This window comes from Oscillibacter valericigenes, assembly GCF_016902445.1.
GTDB lineage: Bacteria > Bacillota > Clostridia > Oscillospirales > Oscillospiraceae > Oscillibacter > Oscillibacter avistercoris.
In genome coordinates, this window is sequence record NZ_JACSNX010000023.1 from 24685 (window position 1) to 37991 (window position 13307).

Below are 13307 nucleotides of genomic sequence, written 5' to 3' on the forward strand. Positions count from 1 at the left end.
AATCGAAAATGGCCATCAAGGAATCCCCCTCTGCCTCCATCGCGGCGGACGAGAGCCAGATCGCCAAGGCCGTGCTGATGCCCGGCGACCCCCTGCGGGCCAAGTACGTGGCGGACCACTATCTGGAGGACGTGGTGTGCTTCAACACCGTCCGGAACATGCTGGGCTACACCGGCACCTACAAGGGCAAGCGCATCTCCGTCATGGGACACGGCATGGGCGTGCCCTCCATGGGCATCTACAGCTATGAGCTGTACCAGTTCTTCGGCGTGGACACCATCATCCGCATCGGCTCCGCTGGCGGCATCGGGGACGATGTGAAGGTCCGGGACGTGGTCATCGCTCTGGGAGCCTCTACCAACTCCCACTTCGCCGACCAGTACCGGTTCCCCGGCCAGCTGTGCGCCACCGCCGACTTCCGGCTCCTCCGGGACGCGGTGGAGACGGCGGAGGCCATGGGCGTCCGGGCGGACGTGGGCCAGGTGTTCACGGCGGACCAGTTCTACAACGACAACCCCGACGCCGGGGCCATGTACCGCAAGTTCGGCATCCTGGCCCTGGAGATGGAGACGGCGGGCCTGTACTGGACGGCCCAGCGGCTGGGGAAGCGGGCGCTGAGCCTGCTGACCATCTCCGACCACATCTTTACGGGAGAGTCCCTCTCCGCCCAGGAGCGGCAGGACTCCTTCCACGAGATGATGGAGATCGCCCTGGAGACCGCCTGGAAGTCCCTGGAGGGCTGAGCCATGGCACTGTTCGGAAAGCGGGAGAAGGCCTATGAGGTCTGGGGCGACAAGCCCCGGTGGAAGGAGGCACGGCAGCGGCTGAAGGACGCCGGCATCAAGATCATGGAGACCGGCTACTATGAGACGGAGGCCCCGGCCTGCGGCTGCGGCGCCAAGCTGGACCACCGGGACTTCGGCCCCAACGGCAAGATCGACCGGCTGACCTACTACATCTCCGTAAAGCCGGAGGATGTGGCGCGGGCGAAAGAACTGCTGGCAGACCTGGTGAAGCCGGCCCATGTGGTGCCGGAATAAGCAAACGACAGATCCCCCGCCGGGCATGCCCGGCGGGGGATCTCGCTATCTCGCTATACAGTTTACTCTGCGGTGATGGGGAACACCACGCCGCCCACGGAGATGCTTGCCATGTCCTCCATGGGGATGACCTCCGAGAGCATCTCGCCCTTGGAGCAGACAGTGACGCCGTCCTCCGGGCCGATGCTGCCGCCGGCGTTGGAGAGGTCCACCACCGTGCCGTCGGTGAGGGTCAGCAGGATCTCCACGTTCTCGAAGTACCGCGCCATCTGGCGGGAGTCCTCCTCGCTCTGCCGGCCGCTGCCGCTGTCGCTCCAGACCACCTCGCTGTCCACGGTGTAGTCCACCTTGTAGGCCACGGGGGAGAGAGTGATGGAGTCGATGGTGAAGGTCATGCCGTTCTGGACAAAGGTCTCTCCGCTGCCCAGGGTGACGGAGCTGTCCTCATAGGCCATCTGGAACTTGACCTTCCACTTGCCCTCGATGACGGGCACGGCCTCGCCGGTGGCCTCGTCCCACTTGCAGATGTCCTCGAACACGCCGGTGGCGGTGCAGTCGTTGATGGGCACGTCGGCACTGATGGTCTCCACCAGCTGGATGGAGCTGGCCGCCGGATCCTCCACCACAAAGTGGCTGCCGCCGTGAGCGCCGCCCAGAACGTTCAGATCCGTGCCGTTGCCGCGGACCAGCAGCATATCGCCGCTGGTGCCCTCCGGCAGAAGGGCCGTGCCGTCGTCTCGGCTGATGGTGTAGACGATGACGGCGTTGTAGGCGTCGCCCATGACGGCGTCGGCGGTGACGGTGACGCCGTTGTCGGTGTCAGAGGCCCCCACGGGATAGCCGATCTGGTCGATGATCTCCGTCTGGGCGGGGGCGCCGCCGAAGAGGGGCGAGAACACCTCCACCGCGGACCGCAGGATGCCGGTGGCCCCGGCGGTGCCCATCGCCAGCACCAGCACGGCAGCGGCGGCGACGAGAGCCATCCGGCGGACGGGCCGGCGGTGGGCGGGCCGGGCCTGGCGGGTCTGCTGCCGGGCCGCCTCGGCGGCCCGCCGGGCGATGGCCTCCTTCTGCTCATCGGTAAAGCGCAGGCTGTTCAGGGACTCCTGATATTCAAACTGACTGTTCATAGCCATATCCTCCCAAAAGTTCTTTCAGCTTCGTCCGCCCCCGGGCCAGCCGGGTGTGGACAGTGGCGGTGGGGATGCCTAAGATCTGTCCGATCTCGGCGGCCTGGTACCCTTCGTAATAGAAGAGGTAGATCACCGCCCGGTAGAGGGGCGGCAGCTGGTTCACCGCCTCCAGCACGGACCCGTCGGACGCCTCCGGCGCCGGGACCTGCAGCCCCTCGTCCAGGGCTTGGGACCGCTGCCGCCAGGGGCTCTTCAGCAGATCCTTGCAGGCGTTGGCCGCCATCCGCAGGATGTAGGCCCGCTCATGCTCCGGGCTCTCGAACTCCCGGGGCTCCGTCAGCAGCTTGACGAACACCGTCTGGCAGATGTCCTGGGCGTCGTGGGTGTTTTTCAGATAGGTGTAGCTGAGGCGGAGGATGGGGTCGGCATAGGTCCTGGCCAGCCGCTCCGCCTGTTCCATATAGTCCATGTGTCTCAACTCCTTTGGAGCGCTCTCACCTAGGGTACGATCCGGCGGGGAAAAAACTTTCAGGGAACGGGGATATTTTTTTCAGGGCAGGAAAAAGGCGGCCGGGGGGCCGCCCTTTTGGGGACTTATTCCTGAACGATCAGGGCGATGAGCTCCACGGGCTCGGTGCCCCGGTTCTCCAGGCCGTGGACCTCGCCGTAGCCGGTGGCGCAGATGTCGCCGGGGCGGACCACGACCTCCGTGCCGTTGTCGTTGAACACGCCCTCTCCCTTGATGATGTAGTAGAACTCCGTCTCATGGTCATGGGGGTGGTCGCCGATGGAGCAGCCCGGGTCGATGGTGACGTGGGCGAACAGGCGGCCGTGGTCATACAGGCCCTTCTGGTCCGTCAGGTCCTTCATGTGGATCAGGCCCTTGCCGTTCCGGACGCAGGCGTCCCGCCGGGGGCATTTGTCGGATGGGGTGAACATGGCGGTCTCTCCTTTTTTTGAAATCTGCCGGCGGTCTTGCGGAGCCCCGGCGAAGATGATACCATCATAGCAGAGGCAGAGGGGAATGTCCAGACGGGGAAAACCGGACGGAGACCGGATTTTTTCCGAAAAAGGCTTGACTGTCAAGTCCCTTGATACTTTATCCTGAGGCCAAAGGAGGCGGTATCATTGACCAGCAAGGAGATGGAGGCCCGGTCCGGCGTGCCCCGGGCCAATATCCGCTACTACGAGGCGGAGGGGCTGCTGGCCCCCGCCCGGTCCGGCAACGGCTACCGGGACTACAGCGAGGAGGACCTGCGGACCCTGGAGAAGATCAAGCTGCTGCGGCGGCTGGGGGTGACCATCGAGGAGCTCCGGGCCCTGCGGGACGGGAAGGCGGACCTCTCCGCCGTGCTGGACCGGCGGCTGACGGAGGTGGGCGGCGAACAAGCCGCCCTGGGCCGGGTGGAGCGGGTCTGCGGCGACCTGCGGCAGACGGGGACCACCTTCGCCGGCCTGGATCCTGGGAAGTACCTGGCGGACCTGGACGCCCCGGCCCTGCCGGGGGAGGGCGGCCCCTGGTGGGACAAGGCCTCCGCTCCGGCCCTGCCGGAGACGGACCGGCTGCCCACGGTGCACAGCGCCTCCCGGCGGTTTTTCGCCCGGACGTTCGACGACTTCCTGGTGTGGATGATTCTAGTGGTGGGATTATGCCTGCTGGGGTATAATCCGACTCAGGCAGGACTGGCCCTCAATCTGGCGGGCGTGGTCCTGCTGGGCGTTTTGGAACCCCTGTCCCTGCGCCTCTGGGGCACCACACCCGGCAAGGCCCTGCTGGGGATGCGCCTGACGGGGGCAGATGGGAAAAACCTGCCCTACAGTGAGGGCGTGACCCGCTATATCATGATGCTGGGGTGGGGCTTGGGCTTCTATATCCCCATATTTTCTCTTGTGATGATCATCCGATCCGCCTGGCGGTGCTGGAAAGAGGAGCCACAGCCTTGGGATGACGGGGTGGCCTATATCGCAAAGCCCTTCCGTCCCCGATACGCGGCGGCGCTGCTCCTGGCGGCGGTTCTGGTGCTGACGGCGGCGGAGGCGGTGAGCAGCGCCTGCCAGCTGCCGCCTAACAAGGGGGACCTGACGGTGGCGGAGTTTGCGGAGAACTACAACCGCCAGGCCTCATATCTGGGCTTTGGCGGCAGAACGTATCTGGACGAGGCGGGCCGGTGGCAGGAAAAGCCGGAGGATAGCAGCCAGATTACGATCTCCTTGGATGAACTGATGGATGTGAACCCCTGGGACGACGCCAGGGTGTTCCACTACACGGTGGAGGACGGCCATGTCACGGCTGTCACCATGTCCGGAACCTTTCAAAATGCTACAACCACATGGGTGGACACACCGGACAGCTATGTGCCGCAGGTTGTAGTGGCATTGGCCTGGGGCAGAGAGGAGGCCTCGTTTTGGTCCTGGTCCCGGCAGGCCCAGATGCGGGAACTGGAGGAGGCGGACTGGGAACGGGGGTTCACCCTCCATCAGCCGGGAGTGGTCATCACTGCGGAGGTGGAGCAGACCGGCTTTTACTACTATGCGGGCATCGGCTGGCAGCCCATGGAGGAGGAGAACTACCTCTCCTTCACCTACACCGTGGCTCTGGACAACGGATGACCGGCATCAAAAACGGCGCGTCGCGGGATCTCTCCGCGGCGCGCCGTCAATCCTGGGCGAACAGGGCGTTGTAGTCCACCTTCAGGGCCTCCGCCAGCTTGTCGATCTCAAAGATGGAGGTGGAGCGGTAGCCCGTCTCGATGTGGCCCAGCATGGTCTCCGTCAGGTCACAGCCGTTGGTCTGCAGCTGAGCGGCCAGCTGCTTCTGGGACAGGCCCCGGAGCTTCCGATAGTATTTCACTTTGGCGCCGATGTTGCGGTCCAGCGGGGTGCTTCGTTTCATAGCGGCTCTCCATGGATAAAAGGATTTTCTTTAGATGATAAAAGGAGCATGGACCGGAAATCCTCTATCTATGAAGAAATCGGGAATTTTGCGGCTGGAAACCGCAGGAAACACGCTGCTGCCGGGGTGATTGCAAAAATCCCGCGCCAGGTGTAAAATCAACCTGTATCGCGCGCTCCGCGGCAGCGGATTTGTGCAAAGCACAGAATTTTTTCTGCTACTGAATTAGCACTTTACTTTGCTAATAAAATAAAGTAAAATGGACCCTGAGATCAAGGCGGGCCCGGGACCCGCGGAAGGAGTGTCCCCATGGAATTGGATCTGAATGTCTTGCGCCCCCAGGAGCGGACGGCGCTGCAGCTGCGGCTGCTGTATGAGCGGGAGGGCTTTCAGAAATACCATATGGGCCGGTTTGAGGAATACGGCCTGTATCAGGAGAACCGCCGCTTTCTCTCCAGCGAGCAGGTCATCACCTTCACGGACCTGGATGGGCGGCTGCTGGCGCTGAAGCCGGACGTGACCCTCTCCATCGCCAAGAACGCCCAGGTGGCGCCCGGCGGCTGCGGCCGGTATTACTACCAGGAGAACGTCTACCGCCCCAGCCAGGAGAGCCACACCTTCCGGGAGATCAGCCAGATGGGCCTGGAGTGCATCGGCGCCGTGGACGCTGCCGCGGCGGCCCAGGTGGTGTCCCTGGCCCTGCGGAGCCTGGCGCTGACGGGGCGGGACTTCGTGCTGGAGATCAGCCACATGGGCTTCGTCACCGGCCTCTTTGACGCGGTGGGCGCTGACGAGGCCGTGCGGCCCAGGCTGCTCACCTGCATCCGGGACAAGAACGTCCACGAGCTGCGGCGGACCGCCGAGGCGGCGGGCCTGTCCCGCCAGGGGACGGACGCCCTGTGCCGCCTGGGGACGCTGGCGGGCCCCTGGCAGGAGGTCCTCGCCGCCGCGGAGCCCCTGGCTTTAAACGCCGCCATGGGCGCGGCGCTGGAGGCGCTGCGGGGCCTGTGCCGGGCGCTGGAGGATCAGGGCCAGACGGACTACTGGAAGCTGGACCTGTCCCTGGTGAACGACATGGAGTATTACAACGGCCTGGTGCTCCAGGGGTATCTGGCGGGCGCGCCCCGTGCGGTGCTGCGGGGCGGGCAGTACGACCCCCTGGCGGAGCAGTTCCGCCCCGGCGCCCGGGCCATCGGCTTCGCACTGTACTTAGACGAGCTGGACCGCCTCTCCGACGAGGCGGCGGAGGAGCCGGCGGGCCCCGTGATGCTGAACGTGGCCCTGCCCAAGGGCCGCCTGGGGGACAAGGTCTACGACCTGCTGGCCGGCGTGGGCTACGGCTGCCCGGAGAACTACGCCGACACCCGGAAGCTGGTGGTGGAGAACCCCAGGGCGGGCATCCGCTATTTTCTCGTGAAGCCCAGCGACGTGGCCATCTACGTGGAGCACGGCGCGGCGGACATCGGCATCGTGGGCAAGGACATCCTGGCGGAGTCCGGCGCGGACGTGTATGAGCTGCTGGATACGGGCCTGGGCAGGTGCCGCATGTGCGTGGCCGGGCCCAAGGATTTTCAGGAGGACCAGAGCCGGGCCCTGCGGGTGGCCACCAAATTCGTGAACATCGCCAAGCGGTACTACGCCGCCCAGGGCCGGGACATCGACATCATCCAGCTGAACGGCTCCATCGAGCTGGCCCCCATCCTGGGCCTCTCCGACGTGATCGTGGACATCGTGGAGACCGGCACCACCCTGCGGGAGAACGACCTGAAGGTGCTGACGGAGTTCATGCCCATCTCGGCCCGCTTCATCGCCAACCGGGCCAGCTACCAGTTCAAGCACCGCCAGATCGAGACACTGCTGAAAAAGCTGACGGAGGTGACGGAGTCGTGATCCCCATTTACGAGGCGGACCGGCTGGAGGATCTGCCCCTCTTTGACCGGGGACCCCAGGCGGAGGCGGACGTGGGCGCGGCGGTGGACGCCGTGCTGGAGGCCGTCCGCACCCGAGGCGACGAAGCCCTGCGGGAATACACCCGCCGGTTCGACGGCGCGGACCTCACCTCCTTTGAAGTGACCGAGGCGGAGATGGAGGCCGCCTGGGACAGCGTGGACGAGGACTTCCGGGAGACGCTGCGGCAGGCGGCGGCCAACATCCGCCGCTTCCATGAGGCCCAGGTCCACCGGGATTTCTGCCTGACGGACCGGCCCGGCGTGGTGCTGGGCCAGCGGTACACCCCCATCGAGAAGGTGGGGGTCTGCGTCCCCGGCAGCCCGGTGGCATTCCCCTCCACCATTCTGATGAACGTCATCCCCGCCAAAATCGCCGGGGTGCGGGAGATCGTGGTGGTGACGCCGCCGGACGAAAACGGAGCCATCAGCGGTTCGGCCCTGGCGGCGGCGAAGATCGCCGGGGCGGACCGGGTGTTCAAGCTGGGCGGCGCCCAGGCGGTGGCGGCCCTGGCCTACGGCACGGAGACCGTCCCCCGGGTGGACAAGATCGTGGGCCCCGGCGGCGTCTTCGTGGCCGCCGCCAAGCGGAAGGTATTCGGCCAGGTGGCCATCGACATGATCGCCGGCCCCAGTGAGATCCTGGTGGTGGCGGACGGGAAGAGCGACCCCGCCTGGGCGGCGGCGGACCTGCTGAGCCAGGCGGAGCACGACACCCACGCCGCCGCCGTGCTGGTGACGGACAGCCGCCTCCTGGCGGAGGCGGTACAGCGGGAGATCGAGACCCAGCTGGCGGACCTGCCCCGGCGGGACATCGCCCGCAAGTCCCTGGAGGCCAACGGAAAGATCCTGGTGACGAAGGACCTGGCCGCGGCGGTGGAGGCCGCCAACCGCATCGCTCCGGAGCACCTGGAGCTGTGCGTGGACGATCCCTTTGCCCTGCTGCCCCTGGTGAAAAACGCCGGCAGCGTCTTTTTGGGCCGCCACACGCCGGAGGCGTTGGGGGACTACTTCGCCGGCCCCAACCACACCCTGCCCACCAGCGGCACGGCCCGGTTTTCCAGTCCCCTCAGCGTGGACGACTTTGTGAAAAAGACCCAGTTCATCTACTACACCCGGGAGGCGCTGACCGACGCCGCCCCCCGGATCGCGGACTTCGCGGAGCGGGAGGGCCTCCACGGCCACGCCCGGTCCGCCCTGTCCCGCATGGAAGAGAAAGGAGAGTGACCCCATGAGCCGCTGGATCTCTCAGGAGGCAGCGCGCCTGGCCCCCTACACCCCCGGCGAGCAGCCCCAGGATCAGCAGTATGTGAAGCTGAACACCAACGAGAGCCCCTTCCCCCCGTCCCCCAAGGTCTTAAAGGCCATCAACCGGGCGGAGATCCTGAAACTGAATCTGTATTCGGACCCCGCCTGCGCCGCCTTGACCGAGGCCATCGCCAGGCACTATGAGCTGAAGCCGGAGAACGTCCTGGCGGGCAACGGCTCCGACGAGGTGCTGGCCTTTGCCTTCCGGGCCTTCTGCGGCGCGGGAAGGCCCGTGGCCTACGCCGACATCACCTACGGGTTCTACAAGTCCCAGGCGGCCCTGTTCGGGCTGGATGTGAAGGTGATTCCCCTGCGGGAGGACTTCACCCTGAATGTGGACGACTACATGGACTTCCCCGGCACCATCGTCATCGCCAACCCCAACGCCCCCACCGGCATGGCCGTGCCCCGCTCGGACATCCAGCGGCTGCTGGACGCGGACCCGGACCGGGTGGTGATCGTGGACGAGGCGTATGTGGACTTCGGCGCCGAGAGCTGCGTGCCCATGATCTACCGGTATGACAACCTGCTGGTGACCCAGACCATGTCCAAAAGCCGGTCCCTGGCCGGCGGCCGGGTGGGCTACGCCCTGGGCAGCCCGGACCTGATCGCGGACCTGAACCGGGTGAAGTACAGCTTCCACCCCTACAACGTGAACCGGCTGTCCATGGCCGCGGGCGCCGCCGCCGTGGCGGACGAGGCGTACTTCGCCGCCTGCACCGCCGCCATCCGGCAGACCCGGGCCTGGACCGTGGGCGAGCTGGAGAACCTGGGCTTCACCGTCCTGCCCTCCCAGGCCAACTTCGTCTTTGCCAAGCACCAGCAACTGCCCGGCGAGACCCTGTACCGGAAGCTGAAGGAGAACGGCATCCTGGTCCGGTGGTTCGACGCGGACCGCATCCGGGACTATGTCCGCATCACCATCGGCTCCATGGAGCAGATGGAGACCCTGGTGGAGGAGCTGACCGCCCTCCTGGAATGGCTGTAAAGGAGGGAGCGCGTATGCGGACTGCCGACATCAAGCGGGACACCCGGGAGACCCGGATCCAGCTCTCCCTGGACCTGGACGGCACCGGAAAGGCGGACATCGCCACCGGCGTGGGGTTCCTGGACCACATGCTGGAGCTGTTCGCCCGCCACGGGGACTTTGACCTGACCGTCCGCTGCCAGGGGGACACTCAGGTGGACGGCCACCACAGCGTGGAGGACATCGGCATCTGTCTGGGGCGGGCCTTTACAGAGGCCCTGGGGGACAAGCGGGGCATCACCCGCTACGGCCAGTTCCTCCTGCCCATGGACGAGACCCTGGTGCTGGTGGCCTGCGACCTCTCCGGCCGGGACTACCTGGGCTGGTCCGTGGACCTGCCTGCCCAGAAGGTGGGGGACTTCGACACGGAGCTGGGGAAGGAGTTCTTCCTGGCCTTTGTCCGGGCCTGCCCCATGTCCCTCCACATCCGCCAGATGGCGGGGGAGAACACCCACCACATTCTGGAGGCCGTATTCAAAGGTACCGGCCGGGCCTTGAAGATGGCCGCGGCCCTGGACGAAAAACACCGGGATGAAATTCCCAGCACGAAAGGTGTGCTGTAAATGATCGCGATCGTGGATTACGGCGTGGGGAACCTCTTTTCCCTGGTGTCCAGCCTGAAGGCCCTGGGCCTGGAGGCGGAGGTCACCGGCGACGCCGGACGCCTCCGGGCGGCGGACAGGATCATCCTGCCCGGCGTGGGCGCCTTCGGCGACGCCCGGCGGAAGCTGGACGACACCGGCCTGGTGCCGGTGCTCCTGGAGGAGGCGGAGAAAAAGCCCCTTTTGGGCATCTGTCTGGGGATGCAGCTGCTGTTCGACCGGGGGTTTGAGTACGGGGAGCACCCCGGCTTAGGGCTGGTGCCCGGCCAGGTGGTGGACCTCCACCAGGACCTGACGGACCAGACGCTGAAGGTCCCCCACATGGGCTGGAACAGCCTGCAGATCTTGCGGGACGACCCCCTGTTCCGCCATGTCCGGGACGGGGAGTACGTGTACTACGTCCACAGCTTCTACGCCCGGGACTGCGCCGAGAGCACCCTGGCCGCATCTCAGTACGGCAATGTGGCCGTCACCGGCGTGGTGCGCCGGGGGAACGTCTACGGCACGCAGTTCCACCCGGAGAAGTCCGGGGACACGGGCCTGCGGCTGCTGCGGGCCTTCGCGGAACTGTGAGGAGGGGTGCGCATGCGACCTATGAGAAGACAGGACCGGGCCGTCACGGACCCGGAGAAGATCCGGGCGGTCATCGATGCTTGTGAAGTCTGCCGCCTGGGCTTTCAGGACGGCAGAGGCGTCTACGTGGTGCCGGTGAACTTCGGCCACGCGGTGGAGGACGGACGCCACGTCTTTTACTTCCACGGCGCCGCCGAGGGCCGGAAGCTGGACCTGGTCCGCCGGAACGGCTGGGCCGGGTTCGAGCTGGACACCGGCTACCGGCTCCAGGGGGCGGAGGAGGCCTGCGGCTACACGGCCGCCTTCCGGAGCGTCATCGGCGAGGGCCCCATCCGCGTGGTGGAGGACCCGTCGGAGAAGCGACGGGGCCTGGCCGCCATCATGCGCCAGAGCACAGGCCGGGGAGACTGGACCTTCCCGGCCGGGGCGGTGGACGCCGTGTGCGTCCTGCGGCTGGAGGCGGAGGAACTCTCCTGCAAGGAGCACCTCTGAACAGCGGCCAATGACCCAGAGAAGGAGCGAGCATATGCAGATTTTTCCCGCCATCGACCTGCGGGGCGGACAGGTGGTCCGCCTGTACCAGGGGGATTATGACAGAGAGACGGTCTACGCCGCGGATCCCTGCGCCGTGGCCCGGAGCTTTCTCGCCGCCGGGGCCAGGTACCTCCACGTGGTGGACCTGGACGGCGCCAAGGACGGCACGTTGGCCAACTTTGACACCATCGCCGCCATTGTGAAGCAGGGCGGCTTGTACATCGAGGTGGGCGGCGGCATCCGCACCGAGGACCGCATCCGCCGGTACCTGGACCTGGGGGTGGGCCGGTGCATTTTGGGCACCATTGCGGTGAAAGACTTCGCCTTCACGGAGCGGATGGCCCGGACCTACGGCGACAGAATTGCCGTGGGCGTGGACGCCCGGGACGGCTATGTGGCCGTCAGCGGGTGGAAGGAGCTCTCCGCTGAGCGCGGCGTGGACTTCTGCCGCCGCCTCCGGGACGCCGGGGTGAAAACCGTCATCTATACCGACATCAGCCGGGACGGGGCGGAGGCGGGCACGAACCTGGACCTCTACCGGGAGCTCTCGGAGATCCAGGGCCTGGACATCACCGCCTCCGGCGGTGTCAGCAGCATCGAGGAATTGAAGGAGCTCCAGCGGATCGGCACCAGGGCCGCCATTCTGGGCAAGGCCCTGTACACCGGCCGGCTGGATCTGAAAACGGTGATCGCGGAGGTGGGCGCGTGTTAGCCAAGCGGATCATCCCTTGCCTGGACGTGAAGGACGGCCGGGTGGTGAAGGGGACCAATTTTGAAGGGCTCCGGGACATGGCGGACCCGGTGGAGATGGCCCGGTTCTACAACGAGTCCGGGGCGGACGAGCTGGTGTTTTACGACATCACCGCCTCTGTGGAGGGCCGCAACCTGTTCACGGACATCCTGCGGCGGGTGGCCTCCGAAATTTTCATCCCCCTGACCGTGGGGGGCGGCATCCGGACGCTGGAGGACTTCGACCGCGTTCTCAAGTGCGGCGCCGACAAGGTGAGCGTCAACTCCGGCGCCATCGCGGACCCCACCATCATCGCCGCGGCGGCCAAGAAGTACGGCGACCAGTGCGTGGTGCTCTCCATGGACGTAAAAAGGGTGGACGGCCAGTTCCGTCTCTTCGCCAAGGGCGGCCGGGAGGACACCGGCATCGACGCCATGGAGTGGGCCGTCCGGGGCGTTGGAGACGGCGCCGGGGAGATCGTGCTGAACTCCATCGACACCGACGGGGTGAAGCAAGGCTTCGACCTGGAGATGCTGGACGCCCTGGCGCAGCGTGTCCACGTGCCCATCATCGCCAGCGGCGGCGCCGGGAAGAGGGAGGACTTCGCGGAGCTCTTCACCCACCCCGGCATCGACGCCGGGCTGGCGGCCTCCATCTTCCACACCCGGCAGGTGGACATTAAGGAATTGAAGCGCTATCTGCGGGCGCAGGGTGTGGAGATGCGGATCTAAGAAGGCCTCCGGCCTTCGGGGACGATGGGCCGCCGGAGGTTGGCCACGGGGGATTCTGCTCCCGCAGGGGGCTTGTCCAGCGGGGATGCGCCCCCCATTCTCTTTTTGGTCTTGCCCAAAAAGAGAATGCGCCGCGCCCGGTGGAAGAGAAAAAGGCGCTAAGCGCGCTCCGGTGCAGCGGCCCTCCGCGCGCGACGGGGGTCGGCGTATCGGTGCCTGCTCCGATTTGGGCTGGCCTTCGGGCACGCTTGGGTCTTCTGCGAGGTCGATGCTGCCGTCCCGTGCCGGATGGTGCCCAGGTCGTCGGGGTGGTCGTCGCATTGAATTGCTTCTCTTTTCGCTGCCGCTGGCCTGGTGGTCGATGGGAGCCGGTGGAACGGGCCGATGAGGGCATCGGCCCCTACGGGGATGCCGAAAGCCATCGCCCCCATTGTAGGGGAAGACGCCCTCGTCCACCCGGTAGTACAGGCCCCTACAATTGCCCAGGTAGCGCGTAGCGAAGCGGAACGCGCGGAAAGAGAAACTGGTCAAATGCGTGCTTGCACCCCGACCCAAGACGCACCCGCGCCGCGGGAATCCGCCGTCAAGTCCGCATCGCACCCCGCCGCGCCCGTCGGGGAGTCATCGCAAATCCGCAGGCACCATCTCACGCCGACCCCCGTACAGCAACTTTGCACGGATGTGCAAAGTTGCGACCAAAGCGTTTTTTCTCTTTGGACCGTGCACGGCCCGTTTCTCTTTTGGCAAGACCAAAAGAGAAATGGGGGGTGCATTGCCCAGCTATCAACAT

Annotated in this window: 15 protein-coding genes; 11 read left to right on the forward strand and 4 right to left on the reverse strand. The window is 66.0% G+C overall.

Annotation, left to right across the window (positions count from 1 at the left end; genetic code table 11):
• Positions 1 to 8: 8 nt before the first annotated feature.
• The gene (gene deoD / locus H9X91_RS11825) at positions 9 to 743 is read left to right on the forward strand and encodes a purine-nucleoside phosphorylase (RefSeq protein WP_204805301.1); all 735 of its coding nucleotides are present in this window, start codon (positions 9 to 11) and stop codon (positions 741 to 743) included.
• A 3-nt stretch (positions 744 to 746) separates the two neighbouring features.
• Positions 747 to 1040: a hypothetical protein gene (locus H9X91_RS11830; protein WP_204805303.1), complete on the forward strand. Its 294-nt coding sequence runs from the start codon at positions 747 to 749 to the stop codon at positions 1038 to 1040.
• A gap of 62 nt (positions 1041 to 1102) precedes the next feature.
• Here H9X91_RS11830 and H9X91_RS11835 read toward each other — a convergent pair whose 3' ends face one another.
• From H9X91_RS11835 to H9X91_RS11845, 3 genes are all read right to left on the reverse strand, one after another.
• On the reverse strand, positions 1103 to 2170 hold the full coding sequence (locus H9X91_RS11835) for a DUF4179 domain-containing protein (RefSeq protein WP_204805304.1): 1068 nt from the start codon (positions 2168 to 2170) through the stop codon (positions 1103 to 1105).
• Positions 2154 to 2642, reverse strand: coding sequence for an RNA polymerase sigma factor (locus H9X91_RS11840; RefSeq protein ID WP_204805305.1), 489 nt, complete (start codon positions 2640 to 2642; stop codon positions 2154 to 2156). The genes H9X91_RS11835 and H9X91_RS11840 overlap by 17 nt, the downstream gene beginning before the upstream one ends.
• Before the next feature lie 125 nt (positions 2643 to 2767).
• A complete protein-coding gene (locus H9X91_RS11845; protein ID WP_204805306.1) occupies positions 2768 to 3112 on the reverse strand; it encodes a cupin domain-containing protein in 345 nt (114 codons plus the stop codon).
• A 189-nt stretch (positions 3113 to 3301) separates the two neighbouring features.
• Here H9X91_RS11845 and H9X91_RS11850 point away from each other — a divergent pair, with 189 nt between their 5' ends.
• Positions 3302 to 4783 (forward strand): MerR family transcriptional regulator, encoded by a 1482-nt coding sequence (locus H9X91_RS11850; protein ID WP_204805307.1) that lies wholly within the window; start codon positions 3302 to 3304, stop codon positions 4781 to 4783.
• Between the two features lie 46 nt (positions 4784 to 4829).
• On the opposite strand, the gene H9X91_RS11855 is transcribed toward H9X91_RS11850, so the two are convergent.
• Positions 4830 to 5066, reverse strand: a complete 237-nt coding sequence (locus tag H9X91_RS11855; protein ID WP_204805308.1) for a helix-turn-helix domain-containing protein — start codon at positions 5064 to 5066, stop codon at positions 4830 to 4832.
• A gap of 309 nt (positions 5067 to 5375) precedes the next feature.
• Between H9X91_RS11855 and hisG the strand changes: the two genes are divergently transcribed.
• The 8 genes from hisG to hisF are packed head-to-tail and all read left to right on the forward strand — an operon-like array spanning position 5376 to position 12517.
• Complete coding sequence (hisG, locus tag H9X91_RS11860; protein ID WP_204805309.1) at positions 5376 to 6956, forward strand: ATP phosphoribosyltransferase; 1581 nt, start codon at positions 5376 to 5378, stop codon at positions 6954 to 6956.
• The gene (hisD, locus tag H9X91_RS11865) at positions 6953 to 8239 is read left to right on the forward strand and encodes a histidinol dehydrogenase (RefSeq protein WP_204805311.1); all 1287 of its coding nucleotides are present in this window, start codon (positions 6953 to 6955) and stop codon (positions 8237 to 8239) included. The genes hisG and hisD overlap by 4 nt, the downstream gene beginning before the upstream one ends.
• Positions 8240 to 8243: 4 nt before the next feature.
• A complete protein-coding gene (gene hisC, locus H9X91_RS11870) occupies positions 8244 to 9308 on the forward strand; it encodes a histidinol-phosphate transaminase (protein WP_204805313.1) in 1065 nt (354 codons plus the stop codon).
• 14 nt (positions 9309 to 9322) lie between these two features.
• A complete protein-coding gene (gene hisB, locus H9X91_RS11875; protein WP_204805315.1) occupies positions 9323 to 9910 on the forward strand; it encodes an imidazoleglycerol-phosphate dehydratase HisB in 588 nt (195 codons plus the stop codon).
• Positions 9911 to 10522 carry an imidazole glycerol phosphate synthase subunit HisH gene (gene hisH / locus H9X91_RS11880; RefSeq protein WP_204805317.1) on the forward strand — a complete coding sequence of 204 codons (612 nt, stop codon included), beginning with the start codon at positions 9911 to 9913 and terminating at the stop codon, positions 10520 to 10522. It abuts the gene before it with no gap.
• Positions 10523 to 10534: 12 nt separating this feature from the next.
• Positions 10535 to 11014 carry a pyridoxamine 5'-phosphate oxidase family protein gene (locus H9X91_RS11885; RefSeq protein ID WP_338111981.1) on the forward strand — a complete coding sequence of 160 codons (480 nt, stop codon included), beginning with the start codon at positions 10535 to 10537 and terminating at the stop codon, positions 11012 to 11014.
• 34 nt (positions 11015 to 11048) lie between these two features.
• Positions 11049 to 11768, forward strand: a complete 720-nt coding sequence (gene hisA / locus H9X91_RS11890; protein ID WP_204805320.1) for a 1-(5-phosphoribosyl)-5-[(5-phosphoribosylamino)methylideneamino]imidazole-4-carboxamide isomerase — start codon at positions 11049 to 11051, stop codon at positions 11766 to 11768.
• Positions 11762 to 12517, forward strand: coding sequence for an imidazole glycerol phosphate synthase subunit HisF (gene hisF, locus H9X91_RS11895; protein ID WP_204805322.1), 756 nt, complete (start codon positions 11762 to 11764; stop codon positions 12515 to 12517). Before hisA ends, hisF begins: the two co-directional genes overlap by 7 nt.
• Positions 12518 to 13307: the final 790 nt, after the last annotated feature.

Excerpts from the sequence above, each read along its gene's own strand:
- deoD (WP_204805301.1), top strand. The coding sequence starts at position 9 with ATGGCCATCAAGGAATCCCCCTCTGCCTCCATCGCGGCGGACGAGAGC.
- H9X91_RS11830 (WP_204805303.1), top strand. The coding sequence starts at position 747 with ATGGCACTGTTCGGAAAGCGGGAGAAGGCCTATGAGGTCTGGGGCGAC.
- H9X91_RS11835 (WP_204805304.1), bottom strand. The coding sequence starts at position 2,170 with ATGAACAGTCAGTTTGAATATCAGGAGTCCCTGAACAGCCTGCGCTTT.
- H9X91_RS11840 (WP_204805305.1), bottom strand. The coding sequence starts at position 2,642 with ATGGACTATATGGAACAGGCGGAGCGGCTGGCCAGGACCTATGCCGAC.
- H9X91_RS11845 (WP_204805306.1), bottom strand. The coding sequence starts at position 3,112 with ATGTTCACCCCATCCGACAAATGCCCCCGGCGGGACGCCTGCGTCCGG.
- H9X91_RS11855 (WP_204805308.1), bottom strand. The coding sequence starts at position 5,066 with ATGAAACGAAGCACCCCGCTGGACCGCAACATCGGCGCCAAAGTGAAA.
- hisG (WP_204805309.1), top strand. The coding sequence starts at position 5,376 with ATGGAATTGGATCTGAATGTCTTGCGCCCCCAGGAGCGGACGGCGCTG.
- hisC (WP_204805313.1), top strand. The coding sequence starts at position 8,244 with ATGAGCCGCTGGATCTCTCAGGAGGCAGCGCGCCTGGCCCCCTACACC.
- hisB (WP_204805315.1), top strand. The coding sequence starts at position 9,323 with ATGCGGACTGCCGACATCAAGCGGGACACCCGGGAGACCCGGATCCAG.
- hisH (WP_204805317.1), top strand. The coding sequence starts at position 9,911 with ATGATCGCGATCGTGGATTACGGCGTGGGGAACCTCTTTTCCCTGGTG.
- H9X91_RS11885 (WP_338111981.1), top strand. The coding sequence starts at position 10,535 with ATGCGACCTATGAGAAGACAGGACCGGGCCGTCACGGACCCGGAGAAG.
- hisA (WP_204805320.1), top strand. The coding sequence starts at position 11,049 with ATGCAGATTTTTCCCGCCATCGACCTGCGGGGCGGACAGGTGGTCCGC.